Origin of the sequence: Massilia arenae (assembly GCF_008014745.1) — a bacterium.
Taxonomy (GTDB): Bacteria; Pseudomonadota; Gammaproteobacteria; order Burkholderiales; family Burkholderiaceae_D; genus Telluria; species Telluria arenae.
The window spans coordinates 19,805-40,492 of record NZ_VPFD01000032.1 but is presented as its reverse complement, the minus strand read 5'-3'; the positions used below and the strand labels follow the sequence as shown (position 1 = coordinate 40,492).

Below are 20,688 nucleotides of genomic sequence, written 5' to 3'. Positions count from 1 at the left end.
AATTGTGAGCGCGAGCAAACCGTAATTGATACCGCCGTGCCAAGATTCTGTTTCGACGAGTTGCGCTGACTTCAGCGATCACCGGACAGGAGACACACTTGGACAGCGCGAGCGAATTCCTGCGCATGCTGCAGCACGAGAAATCGCTGACGACGGCCCATCGGGCCATCCGGCTACGCCTCGGTCACGCCGACCACCTCGCCGATGAAGTCCTGCTGCCGCAGCGGGTCAGCGGCAGCGAGTCCGTTTGCGGCAGCCTCGAATACATCGTCACCTGCGTCGCCTCGACCCCGCGCCTGCCGCTCAAGGAGTTGATCGCGCTGCCGGCCGAAATCCAGTTCGTCACCGACCGCGGCCAGTTGCGCAGCGCCTGCGGCATCGTGGCCGAGGCCAGGGCCGGCGACTATGACGGCGGCCTGGGTGTTTACCAGCTGGTGATCCGCGACGCGCTGGCGATCATGGAAAAGCGCGTCAACAGCCGCGTGTTCCGCTACCAGAACGAACTCGAGATCGTGCAGGTGCTGTTCGACGAATGGCGTCAATCGAATGGCGTGCTGGCCAGCGCCTTCGAGTACGAACTCGATCCACTGTTCGACATGCGCCAGTTCCCGCCGCGCGAACAGACGATGCAATACAACGAGTCCGACGCCGCCTTCGTGCGCCGCCTGCTGCGCCGGCGTGGGGTGGCCTGGACCTTCCGCCCCGGCCATGCGCGCACTCGCACGCTCGAGGTCGAGCGCGACACCTCGCCGGTGCACACGCTGGTGCTGTTCGCCGATTCCAACTCGCTGCCGCGCAACGGCGCCGGCACCGTGCGCTACCACCGCGGCGGCGCCAGCGAAGAGCGCGACACCATCGTGTCCTGGAGCGCCGCGCGCCGCCTGCAAGCGGGCAGCACCACGCGCCACAGCTGGGACTACCGCAACCCGCTCGGCACCCAGTTCATGACCGCCACCGCTCGCAGCATGGCCGACCAGGGCCGCAGTGGCAACCAGCTCGCCGCCAGCCTCGACGACTACCAGGTCGAGATGCCGCATGCCGGCAACGACGTCGAGGACCACTGGCGCCTCGGGCAGGTGCGCATGAACCGGCACGAATTCGAGACCAAGTGCTTCCATGGCGAAGGCGGGGTACGCGACCTGCGCGCCGGCGAATGGTTCACCCTCTGCGGCCACCCCGAGATCGATACCCACCCGGCGCCCGAACGTGACTTCACCATCACCGCGCTGCACGTCGAGGCCGAGAACAACCTCCCGGCCGACGTCTCGGCGCGCGTGCGGCGCCTGATGGGTGCCTGGCTGGAAAGCGCCGCCTTTCCCGACACCCCGCCATCGCTCGGCGCGGTTCGGGTACGGGTGAGCTTCGACGCGGTGCGGCGCGGCATTCCGCTGGTGCCGAGCTTCGATCCGCGTGTCGACCTGCCGCATCCGCAGCTGCAAAGCGCGATCGTCACCGGCCCGCCCGGCGAAGAGGTGCATTGCGACGCGCTGGGCCGGGTCAAGATCCGCTTTCCCGGCATGCGCACGGGCGACCACCGCCATGCGCACGGCGCAGGCGCCTCCGACACGCCGGCCGATTCGGCCTGGGTGCGGGTGGCCTCCAACTGGGCCGGGGCCGGGCCAGGCAGCCAGCAGCAGGCGGGCTCGCTTGGCCTGCCGCGCGTCGGCACCGAGGTACTGGTGGCCTTCATGGGTGGCGATCCGGACCGGCCGGTGATCCTGTCGCAGCTGTATAACCAGCGCGCGCAGCCGCCGGCGCTGAGCCGGGCGGGGGAGTTGCCGGGGAATCGGTATCTGTCGGGGATGCGCAGCCGCGAGATCGGGGGCGCGCGCGGCGGCCAACTGCTGTTCGACGACACGCCAGGCCAGATCGCGGTGCAGCTGGCCAGCGAGCATGCGGCGTCGGAGCTGAACCTCGGCTGGCTGTCCGAGCCGCGCGCGAACGGACAGGCCGGCCCGCGCGGCGAAGGCGCTGAACTGCGCAGCGACAAGGCGGTCGCGCTGCGTGGCGGCGAAGGCATCCTGCTCAGCGCCGGCGGCAAGCAGATTGACGCCGGCGCCCAGCTCGAGCGCGCCAGCCTGGTCGGCATCGTGGAAACGATGCACGGCGTGCTGGATACGCTCGGGCGGCTGGCGGGCGACCATGGCGAGAGCGAAGAAGCCAAGCCCCGCCTGGACGCGCTCGCCGAACGCCTGCGCCATTGGCACGACGGCTCGAACGTCGCGCCTGGTTCAGGGACGGGGGGCGAGCCGCTGGTGGCCGTGAACGCCGCGGCCGGCGTGGTGGTCGCGAGCGACGACAGTATCGCCCTCGGCGCCCAGACCAAGATCGACATCGTCTCGACCGGCGACGCCGAACTGGCGACCGGCCGCAGCCTTTTCCTGCGCGCCTCGCGCGCGCTCAGCATGTTCGCCTATGAGCTGGGCATGAAGCTGATCGCCGCCCGCGGCGACATCGTGGTGGAGACTCACCGCGGCGATATCGAGATCAAGTCGTCCAGCCGCATCCGCCTGATCGCCGCCACCGGTATCGAGCTCGAAGCGCCGTCGGTGAAAGTGGTGTCGCAGGGCACCCAGACCGATTGGGACGGCGGCACCATCACGCACCAGAGCAGCGGCAAGCACGTGGTCAGGGCGGCCTCGGTGGAGCACCTGTCTCCCGGCGGCGGCACGCCGGCCGGCCTGCACCTGCCGGCGACCGAACTGGAAACCGACGAGCGGGTGGTGGTGCTCGATCGCCAGACGAACCTGCCTGCACGTGGCAAGCGCTACGTCGCCCGCCACGAAGACGGCACCCGCATCCAGGGCGTCACCGACGATGAGGGGCGTACCAGCATCCTGAGCAGCTACGCCATGGGCGACATTGAAATCCGCCTGTTGCCCGACGACGAAGCAGACGATCCCGGTGCGGGCCGGGCATGAAGGAGCCGACCCGTCCAATTCCCCAGCCAACTGTCGACACCGATGGAAGCCTGGTGGCGCATACGGTCGCGACACCGACGGCCTTCAAGGTGAGGGCCAGGGTCACTATTGGGTCGCGCAAGGTGATTCCGGTGATATTCGTGCCGGGCATCATGGGCTCGAATCTGCGGGCCAGGCGCGACATGGTGGCCCGCAAAGACGATATCCTCAAGCCGGGGGAGGCGGCGTGGCGTCCGCCAAATGGCGCTGTTGATGGATACAAAGAGGCACGAAAATGGTCGCGCCGAGGCCCGTCGCATCGCCAGCGCATTCTGGATGGAAGTCTTCTGGAAGTCGATCCCGGAGGTGAGCTGGAGTTCGCACCTTATGCGCTCGATCGTCGAGAGTTGCGAGAGCGCGGCTGGGGTGAGGTCTTTGCGGATTCCTACGGTGCCTTGCTCGTGGATCTGCAGAGGCATCTGGACAAGACGTTCCAGGTAACGCCGCACGGCAACCGCGAGATCCGTCACTTCTGGCGCCGGGTGATGCAGTGTCAGCCGGCACAGTGGGGCGTACGCAGTGTCGACAGAGTTACCGAAAGCGAGTTGGAAAAGTACGCGGCATTTCAGTATCCCGTCTATGCGTTCGGTTACAACTGGTTGGAGTCCTGTTCCGTCTCGGCGCGACGGCTGCGTCAGCGGATCGACGAGATCAAGAAGTTCTGGATTGATCGGAAGCATGAATGTCGGACGGTGATCCTCGTGACCCATTCGATGGGCGGACTGGTTGCGCGGGCATGTGCTCGGGCGAGTCAACCTGGTGATGGCAGTGCGCCGGATATCGCAGGCATTGTTCATGCCGTGATGCCGGCCTTGGGCGCGCCGGTCGCATACCGTCGGATTGCCAGCGGTACTGAGGGAGGTAATTTCACGAATGGGCTTTCCGACAATCTAAGGGCAGGGAAGTTCGCCGAGGTAGCGGGTGACACAAGCGCCGAGACCACACCGGTGATGGCCGTATCGGCCGGAATACTTCAGTTGCTGCCGAATCATCTTTACCCTAAGCCCTGGCTATCGATTAAGACGGTCAGTGTGGTCAATCGGCGGGAACAGGTGCGGGATCACCTTTCGCTACCAGACGGAAATCCATACGATTTCTATCGTGATATGAAGTCGTGGTACCGCATGATCGACCCGATGCTGGCAGATCCGGCCGGCAGATATACTGCATCCCGAGGAGGCGCCGAAGCCCTGATCGTCAAGTCGATCGACGAGGCTGAGCGCTTTCATACCGAGGTGCTCACGACGAGTGACGGCAAAGGTGGACCACTGCGGCCCTACTATCACCCGAACTCGTATGCGTTCTACGGCGCAGATCGGACATTCAAAGCGTACGGGCAGATTCGGTGGGTGGCTCGTGAAGAGCGTACCGGTTCGACCGCACTAACGGCGGGGAATATTCGCTCGGGGAGACTGGTCCTGTCTGCCGAGAATGGCGCGCGTGAGGTGGAAATCGAAACTAACCTGCGGCTGCGGTTCGCGTTGTGGCCGCAGGACTCCCATGGCGATGAGACTGTCCCGGTCCAATCCGCTTCTGCCCCGGCTCAGTACATACGCCAGATATTCGCACCGGAAGGATTTCGTCATCAAGAGAGTTTTCAGCATGAGTCGATGCTTCTTCTGACGAGGCATCTCATTGTCAAGATTGTCCAGGAAGTCCAATGAAGCGGCTTGGCAGCCGGAGAGTGCGGTGGGTGTGCGGGGTCACAGCGTTGGCACTGGCGCTCGCGTCGTTCTTCGCCAACTCGGTCCAGACCGTCCATGACAAGCAAAAGGTGGCAAAGATGACGGACAAGATGAAGACCGTTTGCGTTGGTCGCTTTCTGATCGACCTTCCTGCGGCAGCCGAGGTGACGATCGGTCGAGGAGCCATCGGTGGAATCGACTTGTCGAGTACCATGCACGAATCGGAGGAAGAGTTTGCAAGCCGGGTCCAGAAGACGGAGACCGACATCGCGGGAACGCTGAACGAAGACTCCCGGGAAAGCCTTGAATCTGTCCGGCAGCTTTCAGGCGAGGCGGCCAAAGGCACGCTGTTTGTCCACAATCGGAGGCGGTCGAAACTGCATAGGGGAGACCACATCGTCTCCGTGGAGAATGTTGCCGTCCATAGCGTGCTACGCTTTCCTGGTCTGAGCGTTACCGGTAATGCGGATTGGCTGGACCCGGATTATGTCGATGATGTGGTGCGTCTTTTGGGACGAATTCGACCGTTGCATCCGCATGAGATTCCCAAAGAACGCGGCTTCTGTCTCGCCGATGCCCTGGTGCGTGATCCATACGAGCACCGAAATTCCGAAAGCGTTGTCATGTTCGCCGGTCTCCCGGGGCATCCTGACGTCAACATCGTTCTATCGTCGATGTCGGGCAGCAGTCCTGCGCCCGGACTGTTGCAACGCAATGCTGCTGCGGCAGCGCGTGAGCCTGTGTTCGTGCAAATGGCATTCACCAATCTGCGTGAGCAGGCACGCGCCGTCAATGGACTCCAGGGCGAGGAACTGGTAACGCGCATACGCGAGTCTAACTTTACCACCGGCTATTCGTTTCAATGGGAGGCGCAGGTCGAGAGGGAAGACGTTCTCGCGCCTTTATTGACCCTCGAACTCGAGTCTGGCACAAATCCTGTTACTGGCGGCAAGCCGGTACAGTCCACATTGTCAGAAGAGGCAATGTTCGATCTTTGGGAACAGATTGCGAGCAGCATTCGTTTGCGGCCGACCGAGCCGGACAAGGCAACGCTGCCTGAGCCTGTCACCATGGCGCTCGGAACTGGCGCCTACGCCTGGGACATCTGCCCACAGACAGGCTGGTGGCAGTGCGGCGACAGTAGTCCTGCGACCGGGATCCTGGGCGGCGAACGCCAGTTCCTGAAGCAAGGCCAGCGAATGCCCCAAGCCTTGCTGCTGCCCCAGCCCACCATGTGGCAACGATTGCGCGGTGTGCAGCCAAGCTATGAGAACCGTCATCCGACATTATGGACTCTGGTAGACAAGAGGAATAGTGTGCGCGTCTCGACGCCGGCTGTTCTCGAGCAAGCCATATCGGGTTTCGAACTGCTCACGATCCCTGCCAGTGATACGCCGACGGCGCATATCGAAGCACCGATCGGCAGCGTTGCAAAAACGGGGACGGCATGCCCGGCAAGTGGATGGTGGCGATGCGAGGACAGCCATGCCCTCGACGGGACCCGTTGGTTCGCCGCCGGGAGTTTGTTGCCTGCGGCAACATTCCGTGCGCAGTTGCACGGGCGAGTCAATACACATCCTGAACTGATTCATCGGCGCAGTGCCTGGCAGCTCATACGCTATGCGGATAACCCGAGCCATGCTGACACCGATCGGCTGGAAACGTAACGTTCCCATTCCATGCGCAGCGCGATCCTCGCGTTCGCCACCGGCGCCGCCGGTCTCCAGCTTCAATCGACGCTGCCGCCCGCCAGCGTGATGCTTGCCTGCGCAGCCACGACGATCGTGGCCTGCCTCCGGCTGCGCGGCCTGCCCCGAACGATCACGACCGGCCTCCTGCTCGGCTTCTGCTGGGCCGCCTTCATCGCCCACCTGGCACTGAGCCAGGCCTTGCCCCACGACGACGAAGGCCGCGACATTACCGTCACCGGCGCCATCGCCAGCCTTCCGCATCGCTTCGACGGCGGCGTGCGCTTCCAGTTCGACGTCGCGCATACGGAAACCCGTAACGCCACCGTCCCGCCAAAGATCGTCCTGTCCTGGTACGGCGCCACCGCCGCCGACCCTGCCTTCATCCACCCCGGCGAACGCTGGCGCCTGGTCGTGCGCCTGCAGCGCCCCCATGGCAACGCCAACCCCCACGGCTTCGACTACGAAGCCTGGCTGCTGGAGCAGGGCGTACGCGCCACCGGTTACGTGCGTCCCGCCGGCAGCCGCAACGAACGCCTCGACGACTGGACTCCCGGCGCCGGCTACGCGATCGAACGCGCACGCGGCTACCTGCGCACGCGCATCCTGGCCATCTTGGAAGGCGAGCCTTACGCGGGCGTGATCGTGGCCCTGGTCATCGGCGACCAGCGCGGCATCGACCAGGACGACTGGGACGTCTTCAACCGCACCGGCATCAGTCACCTGGTGTCGATCTCCGGCCTGCACATCACGATGGTGGCGGGCCTCGCGGCCTGGATCGCCGCGAGCCTGTGGCGCCGCTCGTTCTGGACCGACGCCCAGCTGCCGCTGCGCCTCCCAGCCCAGAAGGCCGCCGCGCTGGCGGGAGCGACCGTGGCGCTGATGTACGTGCTGCTGGCCGGCTTCGGCGTGCCGGCCCAGCGCACCTTCTACATGCTGGCGGTGGTGGCGGCGGCAGTGTGGTGCGGCCGCATCGCATCCAGTTCGCACGTTCTGTGCCTGGCGCTGGGCATCGTCGTGCTGCTCGATCCCTGGGCCATGCTGTGGCCCGGCTTCTGGCTGTCCTTCGGCGCGGTCGCTGCGATCCTGTACGCCTGCAGCGGACGGCTTGGCGAACGGACGCGCGGCTGGCGCGCGGGGCTGCTGGTGGCCGCGCGCACCCAATGGGCCGTCACCATCGGCCTGGCGCCGCTCACGCTGCTGTTGTTCGGCCAGATTTCGCTGGTCAGTCCAATGGCGAACGCGGTCGCGATCCCCGTCATCAGCCTGTTCGTGACGCCGCTGGCGCTGGTCGGCAGCATCCTGCCGTCGCCGCTGGCCGGCCTGGTCCTGGGCATGGCCCATCTGGCGATCGAATGGCTGGCCTGGCCGCTGCAGCGGCTGGCGGCGCCGGCGCTGGCGGTATGGACCGCGCCGGCGCCGTCGCCCTGGATCCTCGCGCTGGCGCTACTCGGCACCGCATGGATGCTGGCGCCGCGCGGCTGGCCCCGGCGCTGGGTTGGCCTTGCGGCCTGGACCCCGCTGCTGACGCAGCTGCCGTCGGCGCCGCCACCCGGCGCGTTCACCGTCACCGCCTTCGACGTCGGCCAGGGCATGGCGCTGCTGGTCGAAACCCGGCGCCACCGCCTGCTGTACGATACCGGCCCGCAGTACGCGCCGGGCGCCAGCGGCGCTACCCGCGTCATCCTGCCTTACCTGCGCGGGCGCGGCATCGGGCGCCTGGACACCCTGGTGGTTTCGCACAGCGACCTGGATCACGTCGGCGGCGCCGACGCCGTGCTGGAGACGCTGGAGGTGGGAGAGGTGAGGTCGTCGCTATCGCCCGCGCACCCCTTGCTGCGGACGGCTGCGCGCCGGCAGCGCTGCCTGGCCGGCCAGGGCTGGGAGTGGGACGGCGTGCGCTTCGAGATGCTGGCGCCGGACGCCGCCAGCTACGCCAATCCGCGCCTGAAAGCCAATGCGCGCAGCTGTGTGCTGCGAGTGAGCGCCGATGGCAAGGCGATCCTGCTGGCCGGCGACATCGAGGCCGCGCAGGAGGCCGCGCTGCTGGTCACGGACGCCGCACGATTGCGGGCCGACGTACTGCTTGCGCCCCACCACGGCAGCGGCACCTCGTCGACCGCGTCCTTCCTGCAGGCGGTGGGGCCGTCGCTGGGCATCTTCCAGGTCGGCCATCGTAATCGTTACAGACATCCCAAAAAAGAGGTCTACGAGCGTTATGCCGAGCAGGGGATACGGCGCCTGCGGACTGACGAGCGGGGCGCCGTCACCTTGCGCTTCGGTCCCGGCTTGCAGGTCGAGACCCATCGCGAAACGCACGCCCGCTACTGGCACGGCCGCTGATGTTGTGCCGGCTCACGCCTGCGGCAAGGTGATCGTTACCCGCAGCCCGCCATCCTCGCGGTTGTGCGCCACGATCTCTCCGCCATGGGCCTGCACCACGCGCTGGGCGATCGCCAGGCCGAGGCCGTGGCCGTCGACGCCCGTGCGCGAGGCGCCGGCGCGAAAGAACGGCTGGAACACCGCCGCCAGGTCTGCTGGCGGGATACCCGGCCCGCGATCGAGCACGTCGATGCGCGCCAGCCCCTGGTCGGCGCACAGCGCGACGGTCACGATGCCGCCCTGGGCGCCGTGCTTGGCGGCGTTGCGCACCACGTTTTCCAGGGCGCTCCACAGCAGGTCGGGGTCGCCGGTCACGCTGACCACGCCTTCGGCCTCGATCAGGATCCGGGTCGACTCGGCCGCCTCGAAGCGCGCGTCGGCCACGATGCCGTCGGCCAGCTCGGTCAGGTCGACCGGCTCGCGCCGCAGCGCGTCGGGCATGGCCTCCAGGCGGGACAGGGTCAACAGCTCGCCGACCAGCTTGTCCATGCGGTTGCTTTCGCGCTCGATGCGTTCGAGCGTGCTCGCGAACTTGTCCGGCTGCTGGTGCGCCAGCCCGACCGCCGCCTGCATGCGCGCCAGCGGCGAGCGCAGCTCGTGCGAGACGTCGTGCAGCAGGCGGCGCTGGCCATCCATCAGGGTGCGCAGGCGGCCGCTCATGCGGTCGAAGTCGCGTCCCAGGTCGGAGAGTTCGTCGCCGCCCTTGGTGGCGCGGCCGAAGCGCGGCGCCAGGTCGCCGGCGGCGGCGGCCTCGAAGGCGCTGCGCAGGGCGCGGATCGGACGCGAGAAATACCAGGCCAGCAGGGCCGCGAACAGCAGGCTGGCCACGACAGCGGCGCCGATCACGACGGTCTGGCCGATGCGGCGGCGCGCGCCGGGGTCGAGCGCCGGCGTCAGCGGGTCCGACGGGCCGCCGCGCATCCCCTCCGGTCGGCCCGACTGGCGCGGGACGAAGGCCAGATAGCGCTCGCCGCCGGGCCCGACCAGATAGCGTGCGCCGCGCCAGGCGCCGCGCTGTTCACCGTTGCCGAGCTGGCGCTCGGCTTCCTTCGGCAGCTCGGCCGGCACCGGGCGCCCGAGCAGGTCGCGGCGCGCCGCGTCGAGCACGTACAGCTGCGGGCGCCGCAGGTCGGCCAGCAGGCCGCGCAGCGCCGCTTCTCCGCCGTGGCGCAGGGTGGCGGCCGCCGCGTCGAGGGCGACCGCGGCCGGCGGGCCGGAATCGAGGCTCGAGCTGGCCTTCTGGCGCGCCTGGTCGCGTAGCCAGAAGGCGCCGCCGATGGCGATGGTGGCCGTCAGCTGCGCCAGCAGAATGCAAAGGAAGAACTTCCAGAACAGCCGCCCCATGCTACTCCTTGATCAATTGGTAGCCCTGGCGGTAGATGGTCTGTAAGCAGGAACGGCCGTCCGCCAGCGGTCCCAGCTTGTGGCGCAGGCTGCTCAGGTGGACGTCGATATTGCGGTCGAAGCGGGCCAGCGGTCGCCCCAGCCCCTGTTCGGACAGCTCGTTCTTGCTGACGGGCTTGCCGGCATTGCGCGCCAGTACCTCCAGCAGGTTGAACTCGGTGCTGGTCAGGTCCAGCGGCGCGCCGTCCCAGGTCGCGCGCCGCCCCTCAGGATGCATGGTCAGCTTGCCGACCGTGAGGGCCGCGCCAGGAATGCTTTCCGGCTGCGCCTGGGTGCGGCGCAGGATGGCGCGCACCCGCGCCGTCAGTTCGCGCGGCGTGCAGGGCTTGGCCACGTAGTCGTCGGCGCCCAGTTCGAGGCCGAGGATGCGGTCTGCGTCGTCGCCGCGCGCGGTCAGCATCAGGACCGGGATGCGGCTGGCGGCGCGGATCTGGCGCAGGGCGTCGATACCGCTGGTGCCGGGCATCATGACGTCGAGGATGGCAATGGCGTGGCGGCCGCTGAGCGCTTCGCGCGCGCCATCGTCGCCGTTGTGGACGCAGGTGACCCTGAAGCCTTCCTGTTCGAGGTATTCGGCGAACATGCCGACCAGTTCGACGTCGTCGTCGATAAGCAATACATGGTTCATGGCGACAGGATAGCGCAGTCGCGCGCCGCGGTCTTTTCCGCATGGCGGGGCTTTACCCGGATTTACCTCGCTTAGGCGCGCTTTACACCCGGGCGCCACACAATGGCCGCGTTCAACACCACAGGAGGACCCTCGATGACACTGCCAACCACATTCACTGCCTTGCGCGCCGCCGCCGCATTGTGCGCCTGCCTGCTGGCCGCGCCCGCCGTCCTGGCGCAAGCGATGCCACCTGCCGACGGTCCGGATGCCGGGCCGGGCTTCGAGCAGCCTGACGCCCGCGCCGGGGCGCCGTTCTGGGCCTTTGGAGAAGGCATGCACGCCGGCCCACCGTTCCTGCGCGACCTCGACCTGAGCGAGGAACAGCAGGACCGTGTGTCCGCCATCCTGCACGCCCAGGCGCCGAAGCGGCGCGCACTCGACAAGGCCGAGCGCAAGGCCTTCCAGGCGCTGCGCGACCTGGCGCGCGCGACGCAACTGGACGAAGCGCGTGCTTCCACCAGCGCCCAGGCCCTGGGCCAGGCAATCGCCGACCAGGAGTTGCTGCGGCTGCAGACCGGCGCCCAGATCAAGGCGGTGCTCACCCCCGCGCAGCGCGCGCAGCTCGACGCGCCGCGCGGCGAGGGCCGCAAGGGCCGCGGCGCCAAGGCAAGCGCGCGTGCGAAGCAGCGCGAGGCCGGCCAATGAGCGCACTGGCGGCCCCGCGGGCCCTACACGAGGACAGCGACGACCACCACCCTGGACTGGCCGCCGACCTCGCGCGCATGCTGGCGCGTCCGGTCACGCGCCGCCAGTCGCTGCGCTGGCTGGGCGCAGGCGTCGGCACGGCGGTCATGCCGCTGGCCGGTTGCGGCGGCAGCGTGGACGATGGCTACGGCATCTCGACCTCGACCACCACGACCGGCAGCGGCACGAGCGGCAGCACGGCCGGGGGCAACGTGGCCTGTTCCGTCATCCCCGAGGAGACCGGCGGCCCCTATCCGGGCGACGGCACCAACCGCAATGCCAACGGCGTGGCCAATGCCCTGACCCTGTCCGGCATCGTGCGCGGCGACATCCGCGCCAGCGTGGGCGGCGCCAGCGGCGTGGCCCAGGGCGTGCCGCTGGTCATCCGCTTGAAGATCGAGAATGTGCTTCAGGGGTGCGCGGCGGCGGGCGGGGCGGCCGTCTATCTGTGGCATTGCACGCGCGAAGGGGGCTACTCGATGTACTCGAGCGGCATCGTGGACGAGAACTACCTGCGCGGCGTGCAGGAAGCCGACAGCGAAGGCTGGGTCACGTTCACGACCATCTTCCCCGGCTGCTACGACGGCCGTATGCCGCACGTGCACTTCGAGGTCTATCCGAGCCTGGCCAAGGCGAACAGCGCGGCGAACCGGATCAAGACCTCGCAGTTCGCCTTCCCGCTGGCGACGCTCATTGATGCCTATGCCAGCAGCGGCTACGCCAGCAGCGTGCGCAACCTGGGACGCATCAGCTACGCCACGGACAACGTCTTTGCCGACGGCACGGCGCTGCAGATGGCGAACGTAACAGGCAATGCGGTGCAGGGCTATACCGCCGAGCTGCTTGTAGGCGTTTCCTTCTAAAGGCGGACCGCCGGGCGGCGCTGGACATTACAATGGGCCGCTCCTGCACCCGATCGCGCCCGCCCCATGTCCAGACCCCTGCTTCATTTCGCCCATGGCAACAGCTACCCGGCCGGCACCTACAACCGTCTGCTGGCGCAGCTGCGCGAGCACTACGACGTGCGCACCCTGGACATGCACGGCCACGATCCGCGCCACCCGGTCGCCGACGGCTGGGGCGCGCTGGTCGACGAACTGGTCGAGCACCTCGAGGGCTATGGCCGGCCGGCGATCCTGGTCGGCCATTCGCTGGGCGGGATGCTGTGCATGCTGGCCGCCAAGCGCCGCCCCGACCTGGCGCGCTGCGTGGTGATGCTCGATTCTCCGGTGGTGGCGGGCTGGCGCGCGCTGGGCTGGCGCCTGGCCAAGCTGGCCGGCTGGGGAGAACGCCTGTCGCCCGCGCGCTTCGCCCGCAAGCGCCGCGAGCTGTGGCCGAGCCGCGAAGCCGCTTTCCAGCACTTCAACGCCAAGCCGATCTTCCAGGCCTGGGCCCCGGGCGCATTGGACGACTACCTGGAACACGGCCTGGCGCCGCATCCGGACGGCGTGACCCTGCGTTTCCGGCGCGACGTGGAATCGGCCATCTACCAGACGCTCCCGCACCACATGGACGCCGTGATCCGCGAACCGTTTCCGGTGCCGGTCGGCTTCGTTGCCGGCACCCGCTCGGAAGAGATGCGCCAGGCCGGCATGGACGGCACCCGCAAGCTGGTGGGCGAGAACCTGGTGATGATCGAGGGCGGCCACCTGTACCCGCTCGAAAAGCCGCAGGAGACGGCGCGCCTCACGCAGGCGATGATCGAGCGGCTGCTGGCCGCACCGATGCGGCCCTAGCTCACTGGCGGTCCATCGGCTTGGTCTGGTTGTCGAAAGAGTCGCGCGCGTCGCGCGAACCGATGGTCTTGACGGTGCGGTCGCCGCCGCCTTTTTTCGGAATCCGCGAGCCGGTCATGGTTTCATCGTCGACCTTGGCCGCGACGGTCGGCGCCGCCGCGGCCGCGGGCGTCGGCTGGTCGGTAGTGGGCGCGGCCGTGCAGGCGGCGAGGGTCAGGACGAACACGCCGATCAGGGCCTTGGGCAGATGCTGCATGTGGATCTCCATCGAATAGGGTGACTTATGGTATTCACAATTGCACTTGTTCGCAATGTATATTGACAGGCCAGCTATCGACGACCATCACCGGCGCCGTCATTTCGCGTAAAATCGCGGGATTTTCTCCCTGCTGGAAACCGACAATGACTATCAAGAGCGACAAATGGATCCGCCGCATGGCGGAAAGCACCGGCATGATCGAGCCGTTCGAGCCGCAGCAGGTACGGGAGCAGGACGGCCGCCGCATCATCTCCTTCGGCACCTCCTCGTACGGCTACGACATCCGCTGCGCCGACGAATTCAAGGTGTTCACCAACATCAACAGCACCATCGTCGACCCGAAGAACTTCGATTCGAACTCCTTTGTCGACGTCAAGAGCGACGTCTGCATCATCCCGCCGAACTCGTTCGCGCTGGCGCGCACCATCGAGTACTTCCGCATCCCGCGCAATGTGCTGACGGTCTGCCTGGGCAAGTCGACCTATGCGCGCTGCGGCATCATCGTCAACGTGACGCCGTTCGAGCCGGAGTGGGAAGGCTATGTGACCCTGGAGTTCTCGAACACGACCCCGCTGCCGGCCAAGATCTATGCGGGCGAAGGCTGCGCCCAGGTGCTGTTCTTCGAAAGCGACGAAGTCTGCGAAACCTCGTACAAGGACCGTGGCGGCAAGTACCAGGGCCAGCACGGCGTGACCCTGCCGAAGACCTGAGCGGTTTTCAGTCGTCCTGGCGCGCCCGGTGTCCCGAGGGCGCCAGGTGCCCCAGCTTGTCGGGATTGCGCATCACATAGATGGCCTTGATGCGCCCGTCGTCGATCTCGAGCGCCATCGTCTGCAGCATGGCATCCGGTTCGAGCGTGATCCGCCCCGGCAGGCCGTCGATGCTGGCCGACTGCAGCAGCTCGGCCGCGTCCCACGCCGCCTTCACCTTCTGCGCCAGCAGGAAGCGCAGCACCTTCTCCTGCCCGAAGATCGGGTTCATGGTGGCCTGGCGCTTGCCGCCGCCGTCCCCATAGAACACCACGTCGCTCGACAGCAAGCGGGTGAGCTGGGCCACGTCGCCGCTACGCGAGGCGGCGAAGAAGGCGGCGGCGATCTCTTCCTGGCGCGCCTGCGGTACCGGGAAGCGCGGTCGCGCGCCGGCCAGGTGGGCGCGCGCACGGCTGGCCAGCTGGCGGCAGGCCGCAGGTTCGCGGCCGATCGCCTCGGCCACCTCGTCGAAGTCCATATCGAACACGTCGTGCAGCAAAAAGGCGGCGCGCTCCAGCGGCGACAGGCGCTCCATCGCCAGCATCAGGGGCAGGGTGATGTCGTCGTCGTCCTCATCGGCGGGATCGATGAAGGGTTCCGGCAGCCAGGGGCCGATGTATTCCTCGCGCTTGATGCGCGCCGACTTGAGCACGTCCAGGCACAGGCGCGTCACGGTGCGCACCAGGAACGCTTCCGGTTCGCGTACCGCTTCCTGGTCGGCGCCGTGCCAGCGCAGCCAGGCGTCCTGCACCACGTCCTCGGCCTCGGCCACCGAACCGAGCATGCGGTAGGCGATGCGCTGCAGGCGCGGGCGGCGGGCGGTGAAGAAGGCGGCGGAGTCGATGTCGAAGGTATCCATGGGCGAAAATGATACGCGAAAAAAAAGGCCCGGATTCGATCCGGGCCTCTCTCGGCGGGCAGAGGCTCCAGCCCCAGCCCCCGGTTCGGTTTACGCGTCCTGCATCACGCAATCGACGAAGTAGCCGCGCTTGCCGTCGACTTCACGCTTGACCAGGCCGTGGACGTCGGTCTCGAAGCCCGGGAAGCGTTCGTTGAAGTCGCGCGCGAAGCGCAGGTAGTCGACGATCACGCGATTGAAACGCTCGCCCGGGATCAAGAGCGGAATGCCCGGCGGGTATGGCGTGAGCAGGATCGCGGTGATGCGGCCTTCGAGTTCGTCGATCGCCACGCGCTCGATCTTGCGGTGCGCCATATGGGCGAAGGCGTCCGACGGCTTCATGGCCGGGATCATGTCCGACAAATACATCTCGGTGGTCAGGCGGGCCACGTCGCGCGATTTGTAGAAGGTGTGGATCTCGGTGCACAGGTCGCGCAGGCCGTGCGTCTCGTAGCGCGGATTGGCCGAGGCGAACTGCGGCATCGCGCGCCACATCGGGGCGTTGCGGTCGTAGTCGTCCTTGAACTGCTGCAGCGCCGTCACCAGCGTGTTCCAGCGGCCCTTGGTGATGCCGATGGTGAACATGATGAAGAACGAGTACAGGCCGCACTTCTCGATGATGACGCCGTGCTCGGCCAGGTACTTGGTGACGATCGAGGCCGGGATGCCGGTCTCGCCGAACTGGCCCGACAGGTCCAGGCCCGGGGTCACGATGGTGGCCTTGATCGGGTCGAGCATATTGAAGCCCGGCGCCAGCTTGCCGAAGCCGTGCCAGTTCTCTTCGGCGCGGATCATCCAGTCGTCCTGGGTGCCGATGCCTTCTTCCGAGAATTTATCCGGACCCCAGACCTGGAACCACCAGTCGTCGCCGAAGTCCTCGTCGACCTTCTTCATCGCGCGGCGGAAGTCCAGCGCTTCCAGGATCGATTCCTCGACCAGGGCGGTGCCGCCCGGCGCTTCCATCATGGCCGCGGCGACGTCGCACGAGGCGATGATCGAATACTGCGGCGAGGTCGAGGTGTGCATCAGGTAGGCCTCGTTGAAGGCGTCCTGGTCGAGCTTGACCGATTCGGATTCGCGCACCAGCACCTGCGAAGCCTGCGACAGGCCGGCCAGCAGCTTGTGCGTCGACTGGGTCGAGAAGATCATCGACTCTTTCGCGCGTGGGCGGTTCTGGCCGATCGCGTGCATATTCTTGTAAAAATCGTGGAAGGTGGCGTGCGGCAGCCAGGCTTCGTCGAAGTGCAGGGTGTCGATCTTCCCGTCCAGCATTTCGCGCAGGGTTTCGACGTTGTACACCACGCCGTCGTAGGTCGACTGGGTGATGGTGAGGATGCGCGGCTTCTTGTTGACGGCGTCGCGCGCGAACGGATTCGCCTCGATCTTGCGGGCGATCGATTCGGGCGTGAATTCTTCGAGCGGGATCGGTCCGATGATGCCCAGGTGATTCCGGGTCGGCATCAGGAACACGGGGATCGCGCCGCACATGATGATCGAGTGCAGGATCGACTTGTGGCAGTTGCGGTCCACGACGACGATGTCGCCCGGCGCCACGGTCGAGTGCCACACCATCTTGTTCGAGGTCGAGGTGCCGTTGGTCACGAAGTAGCAGTGGTCGGCGCTGTAGATGCGCGCGGCGTTGCGCTCGGACTTGGCCACCGGGCCGGTATGGTCGAGCAGCTGACCGAGTTCCTCGACCGCGTTGCAGACGTCGGCGCGCAGCATGTTCTCGCCAAAGAACTGGTGGAACATCTGGCCGATCGGCGACTTCAGGAAAGCCACGCCGCCCGAGTGCCCCGGGCAGTGCCACGAGTACGAGCCGTCGTAGGCGTAGTTGACCAGTGCGCGGAAGAACGGCGGCGCCAGGCTGTCGAGGTAGGCCTTGGCCTCGCGGATGATGTGGCGCGCCACGAATTCCGGGGTGTCCTCGAACATGTGGATGAAGCCGTGCAGCTCCTTCAGGATGTCGTTCGGGATGTGGCGGCTGGTGCGCGTCTCGCCATAGATATAGATCGGGATATTCGCGTTCTTGTGACGGATTTCCTTCACGAAGGCGCGCAGGCCGGTCAGGGCGAAGTCGGTCTCTTCGAGCGAGCCGCCGCCGAATTCCTCGTCGTCGATCGACAGGACGAAGGCCGATGCGCGCGATTGCTGCTGGGCGAACTGGGACAGGTCGCCATAGCTGGTCACACCGACGACCTCCATGCCTTCCTGTTCCATCGCGGCCGCGAGGGCGCGAATGCCGAGACCGGAGGTATTCTCCGAGCGGAAGTCCTCATCGATGATGACGATAGGGAAACGAAATTTCATGGACAGCTCCAAAACGAAGCGCCGTGGAGGCGGCAGGTCCTCGCCGGAACGTTCCGGAAGGTCTGGCCGCCGCGCACGGCACCGTAGAAAAATGAGAAGCGGATTTTCGCAGAAAACACGGGTCCCGGTGCAAGTTTTTTTGCTAGGTTAGCCACTGTTCCGGAAGGGTGGCGCACTCTAGTCGCATTCAGCCATCCATTCGGCGTCCGGCGCGCCGGATGCCCTCAGTCAATAGCGCAGCGACGAGGGCGCCAAGGAGCGGGATCGGTGACAGCGCCGTGACATTGCCGTGCATGAAGGCGAACAGGCCCAGCGTGATGCCGAAGGCCGCCACGGCCCCGGTGAGCGTGAGCAGCCAGGTGCGGCGCGCCAGCAGCGTGACGGCGGCCAGCGAGATCGCGATCTGCTGGGCCACCGAGGCGGCGGCCCACTGGCGCTGGCGGTGCAGGGCTTCGTCCGAGCGGCGGTTCGATTCGCCCGACGCCGCTTCCCAGCGCTCGGCTTCCTTGCGGATGACGTCTTTTTCTTCCCGGTAGCGCTCCGCTTCGTCGCGGTAGCGCACGCCGTCGACGCCGGGCAGCGTTGCGGCCAGTTCGGCCAGGTTCTGGCGGCTCGACTTGGCCTGGTAGTGGCTCCAGGCATTGGCGGCGCTGGTCTTTTCCATCGCCGCCTGGGTCTTGTACAGGCTGGCGTCGTTGTGCGACGACGTGCCCAGGAAGGCGAACAGGGTGCCGAGCGTGGCCAGCACCGCGATCAATACCGCGACGCGGCCGGCGAAGCCGTCGCCGCCGCGCGAACCCGGTGGGCGTGAAGCTTCGCTCATCAGGCAGCCTTGCGTTCGTAGGTCACGAAGGCATAGTTGAATCCCTGTTCGTCGGCGCGGTGGGTTTCGCGCGCGGTCTCGACCCATAAGCCCGGGTCGATCGGCGGGAAGAAGGTATCGCAGCGGAAGGCGTGGTCGATGTGGGTGACGATCATGGCATCGGCCACGTTCATCGCCTCGTGGAAGACCTGGGCTCCGCCGATGATGCTGGCAGGCTCGCCATCGAGCAGCGTGATGGCGGCGCCCAGCGAGGCCGCGCTGTCGACGCCTTCGTGCGACCAGCCGGCATTGCGGGTGACCACGATGTTGCGGCGCTTGGGCAGCGGGCGCCCGATCGAGTCGAACGTCTTGCGGCCCATGATGATTGGTTTACCCAGGGTGACGCGCTTGAAGTGCGCCAGGTCCTCGGGCAGGTGCCAGGGTAGCTGGTTGTCCAGGCCGATGCCGTTGTTGGCGTCGACCGCAACCACGAGGGTCAGGCGGGGAGCGCTGTTCATACGGCCACCGGCGCCTTGATCGCGGGATGTGGATCGTAGCCCGTGATCTCGAAGTCCTCGAAGCGATAGTCGAACAGCGAATCGGGCTTGCGCTTGATCTCGAGGCGCGGCATTGCGCGGGTCTCGCGCGACAACTGCAGTTCGACCTGTTCCATGTGGTTCGAATACAGGTGGCAGTCGCCGCCGGTCCAGACGAAGTCGCCCACTTCGAGTCCGGCCTGCTGGGCCATCATATGGGTCAGGATCGCGTACGAGGCGATATTGAAGGGCACGCCCAGGAAGATGTCGGCGCTGCGCTGGTACAGCTGGCAGGACAGCTTGCCGTCGGCCACGTAGAACTGGAACAGCGCGTGGCAGGGCGGCAGCTTCATCTGCGGCACGTCGGCCACGTTCCAGGCCGAGACGATCATGCGGCGCGAGTCGGGCGTGGCGCGGATCTGTTCGAGTACCTGCGATATCTGGTCGATGTGCTCGCCGGACGGGGTCGGCCAGTTGCGCCACTGATAGCCGTAGATCGGCCCCAGGTTGCCTTCGGCGTCGGCCCATTCGTCCCAGATGGACACGCCATTGTCCTTCAGGTAGGCGATATTGGTCGAGCCCTGCAGGAACCAGATCAGTTCATGGATGATCGACTTGAGGTGCACCTTCTTGGTGGTCAGCAGCGGGAAGCCTTCCTGCAGGTTGAAGCGCATCTGGTGGCCGAACACGGAGCGGGTGCCGGTGCCGGTGCGGTCGGTCTTGATGGCGCCATGCTCTTTCACATGGCGCATGAATTCGAGATATTGGCGCATTGCGTTACGTGGTTGAAGAATCGGTCATTTTAGCATTCGCCGCCAGCGCCGCGGCGAATAGCCGCAGTGCTTCTCGCACTGAGTCATCGGACATCGACAGCAGGTTGTCGCCGACGTAGATCTCGATGACGCTCGACGCCGGCAGCGCGCCATGGACGGCGCGGTTGAACATCCAGATTCCGTGCTCGCGCGCCAGCGCATCGCGTACCGCCAGCGCGCGTTCGCGGTCGACCGGCAGATGAATATGTAGCATGTTCGCCTGCGGCGCGAACGGGTTGGCGCGCAGCTCGGGATAGGCGCCCAGGGCCTGGTACAAGAAGCGGGTGCGCTCGAAATACGCGGGCATCGCCGCCAGCCGCGCGTCGAACCCCATGGCCGCCGCCACGATATAGGGCGAGCGATGGATGACGTTGCCGCCCTGGCGCCGGAACCACTCGGCGCAGCGGTCCACGAAGGGGCGGCTGCCGAGCAGCATGGCGCCACCCAGCCCGCCGATGCCCTTGTACAGCGAGACGTAAACGGAATCGAAGCCGGCCGCGATCTGGGCGGCATTGCGGCCATAACCGGCCGCCGCTTCCCACAGGCGCGCGCCGTCCATGTGCAGGTGGATGCCGCGGGTGCGGCAATGGCGCTTGATCGCTTCCAGCTCGTCCCAGTCCGTGAGTTGGCCGCCGATCTCGCGCATCGGGATCTCGAGGCCGACGGCGCCGAGGCGGTCCGGCACCGCCGCCAGGTCGGCCTCGACCCAGGGACGGTGACGGTCGCCCACGGACAGCGCCTGGAAATGGTCCAGCAACTGGTAGTTGGAACGTTCGTGGTTGAGGATGTGCGAGGTCGGATGCAGGGCCACCAGGCGGCTGCCCCGGTCGTCTGCACCGAGGCGCAGCGCCGTGACCTGGGCCATGGTGCCGCTGATGCAGAACACGGCCGCCTCGAAGCCCAGCAGGACGGCGACCTTGCGTTCGAAGTCCTGGATCAGGGCGCCGTTGCCGTAGACGTCGTGGTCGACGTCGTGCTCCTCGCACCAGGCGGCCATGGCGGCGAACAGTTCGGCCGGGCGCGGCTGGCGATGGCCGGGGAAGATCGTTTGGCAGCGGCGCTGCAGGTCGGTGTCAGGCAAAGCGGGCTCCTGGAAGGCGAGCCCGCTACTCT

17 protein-coding genes are annotated in these 20,688 nt (G+C 66.7%); 8 read left to right on the top strand and 9 right to left on the bottom strand.

The window, feature by feature from the left end; genetic code table 11:
• Positions 1 to 98: 98 nt before the first annotated feature.
• Genes FVD38_RS22980 through FVD38_RS22965 form a run of 4 tightly spaced genes read left to right on the top strand, consistent with a single transcriptional unit; the run spans position 99 to position 8,676 of the window.
• Positions 99 to 2,921 (top strand): type VI secretion system Vgr family protein, encoded by a 2,823-nt coding sequence (locus tag FVD38_RS22980; RefSeq protein ID WP_147936936.1) that lies wholly within the window; start codon positions 99 to 101, stop codon positions 2,919 to 2,921.
• Positions 2,918 to 4,624 carry an esterase/lipase family protein gene (locus FVD38_RS22975; RefSeq protein ID WP_147936935.1) on the top strand — a complete coding sequence of 569 codons (1,707 nt, stop codon included), beginning with the start codon at positions 2,918 to 2,920 and terminating at the stop codon, positions 4,622 to 4,624. Before FVD38_RS22980 ends, FVD38_RS22975 begins: the two co-directional genes overlap by 4 nt.
• Positions 4,621 to 6,312 (top strand): T6SS immunity protein Tli4 family protein, encoded by a 1,692-nt coding sequence (locus FVD38_RS22970; RefSeq protein ID WP_147936934.1) that lies wholly within the window; start codon positions 4,621 to 4,623, stop codon positions 6,310 to 6,312. The genes FVD38_RS22975 and FVD38_RS22970 overlap by 4 nt, the downstream gene beginning before the upstream one ends.
• Positions 6,313 to 6,324: 12 nt before the next feature.
• Complete coding sequence (locus FVD38_RS22965) at positions 6,325 to 8,676, top strand: DNA internalization-related competence protein ComEC/Rec2 (protein WP_147936933.1); 2,352 nt, start codon at positions 6,325 to 6,327, stop codon at positions 8,674 to 8,676.
• A gap of 12 nt (positions 8,677 to 8,688) precedes the next feature.
• On the opposite strand, the gene FVD38_RS22960 is transcribed toward FVD38_RS22965, so the two are convergent.
• Positions 8,689 to 10,059: a sensor histidine kinase gene (locus FVD38_RS22960; RefSeq protein ID WP_147936932.1), complete on the bottom strand. Its 1,371-nt coding sequence runs from the start codon at positions 10,057 to 10,059 to the stop codon at positions 8,689 to 8,691.
• Position 10,060: 1 nt separating this feature from the next.
• Complete coding sequence (locus FVD38_RS22955; protein WP_147936931.1) at positions 10,061 to 10,747, bottom strand: response regulator transcription factor; 687 nt, start codon at positions 10,745 to 10,747, stop codon at positions 10,061 to 10,063.
• Positions 10,748 to 10,882: 135 nt separating this feature from the next.
• Between FVD38_RS22955 and FVD38_RS22950 the strand changes: the two genes are divergently transcribed.
• The 3 genes from FVD38_RS22950 (at position 10,883) to FVD38_RS22940 (ending at position 13,209) form a co-directional block, all read left to right on the top strand.
• The gene (locus tag FVD38_RS22950; RefSeq protein WP_147936930.1) at positions 10,883 to 11,434 is read left to right on the top strand and encodes a Spy/CpxP family protein refolding chaperone; all 552 of its coding nucleotides are present in this window, start codon (positions 10,883 to 10,885) and stop codon (positions 11,432 to 11,434) included.
• Positions 11,431 to 12,336, top strand: a complete 906-nt coding sequence (locus tag FVD38_RS22945; RefSeq protein ID WP_147936929.1) for a peptidase associated/transthyretin-like domain-containing protein — start codon at positions 11,431 to 11,433, stop codon at positions 12,334 to 12,336. The genes FVD38_RS22950 and FVD38_RS22945 overlap by 4 nt, the downstream gene beginning before the upstream one ends.
• 66 nt (positions 12,337 to 12,402) lie before the next feature.
• Entirely contained in the window at positions 12,403 to 13,209 is an 807-nt protein-coding gene (locus FVD38_RS22940) for an alpha/beta fold hydrolase (RefSeq protein WP_147936928.1), read from the top strand.
• Between the two features lies 1 nt (position 13,210).
• On the opposite strand, the gene FVD38_RS22935 is transcribed toward FVD38_RS22940, so the two are convergent.
• Positions 13,211 to 13,465 carry a hypothetical protein gene (locus FVD38_RS22935; protein ID WP_147936927.1) on the bottom strand — a complete coding sequence of 85 codons (255 nt, stop codon included), beginning with the start codon at positions 13,463 to 13,465 and terminating at the stop codon, positions 13,211 to 13,213.
• A 146-nt stretch (positions 13,466 to 13,611) separates the two neighbouring features.
• Here FVD38_RS22935 and dcd point away from each other — a divergent pair, with 146 nt between their 5' ends.
• The gene (gene dcd, locus FVD38_RS22930) at positions 13,612 to 14,178 is read left to right on the top strand and encodes a dCTP deaminase (RefSeq protein ID WP_123068242.1); all 567 of its coding nucleotides are present in this window, start codon (positions 13,612 to 13,614) and stop codon (positions 14,176 to 14,178) included.
• Positions 14,179 to 14,185: 7 nt separating this feature from the next.
• Here the strand turns inward: dcd and FVD38_RS22925 are convergent, their stop codons facing one another.
• From FVD38_RS22925 to FVD38_RS22900, 6 genes are all read right to left on the bottom strand, one after another.
• Positions 14,186 to 15,076 carry a sigma-70 family RNA polymerase sigma factor gene (locus FVD38_RS22925; RefSeq protein ID WP_147936926.1) on the bottom strand — a complete coding sequence of 297 codons (891 nt, stop codon included), beginning with the start codon at positions 15,074 to 15,076 and terminating at the stop codon, positions 14,186 to 14,188.
• A 90-nt stretch (positions 15,077 to 15,166) separates the two neighbouring features.
• Positions 15,167 to 17,425 carry an arginine/lysine/ornithine decarboxylase gene (locus FVD38_RS22920; protein ID WP_147936925.1) on the bottom strand — a complete coding sequence of 753 codons (2,259 nt, stop codon included), beginning with the start codon at positions 17,423 to 17,425 and terminating at the stop codon, positions 15,167 to 15,169.
• A gap of 187 nt (positions 17,426 to 17,612) precedes the next feature.
• Positions 17,613 to 18,248, bottom strand: coding sequence for a DUF4337 domain-containing protein (locus FVD38_RS22915; RefSeq protein WP_147936924.1), 636 nt, complete (start codon positions 18,246 to 18,248; stop codon positions 17,613 to 17,615).
• On the bottom strand, positions 18,248 to 18,745 hold the full coding sequence (locus FVD38_RS22910) for a dihydrofolate reductase (protein WP_147936923.1): 498 nt from the start codon (positions 18,743 to 18,745) through the stop codon (positions 18,248 to 18,250). Before FVD38_RS22910 ends, FVD38_RS22915 begins: the two co-directional genes overlap by 1 nt.
• A complete protein-coding gene (locus FVD38_RS22905; protein ID WP_147936922.1) occupies positions 18,742 to 19,536 on the bottom strand; it encodes a thymidylate synthase in 795 nt (264 codons plus the stop codon). Before FVD38_RS22905 ends, FVD38_RS22910 begins: the two co-directional genes overlap by 4 nt.
• Positions 19,537 to 19,540: 4 nt before the next feature.
• Complete coding sequence (locus FVD38_RS22900; protein ID WP_147936921.1) at positions 19,541 to 20,656, bottom strand: threonine aldolase family protein; 1,116 nt, start codon at positions 20,654 to 20,656, stop codon at positions 19,541 to 19,543.
• Positions 20,657 to 20,688: the final 32 nt, after the last annotated feature.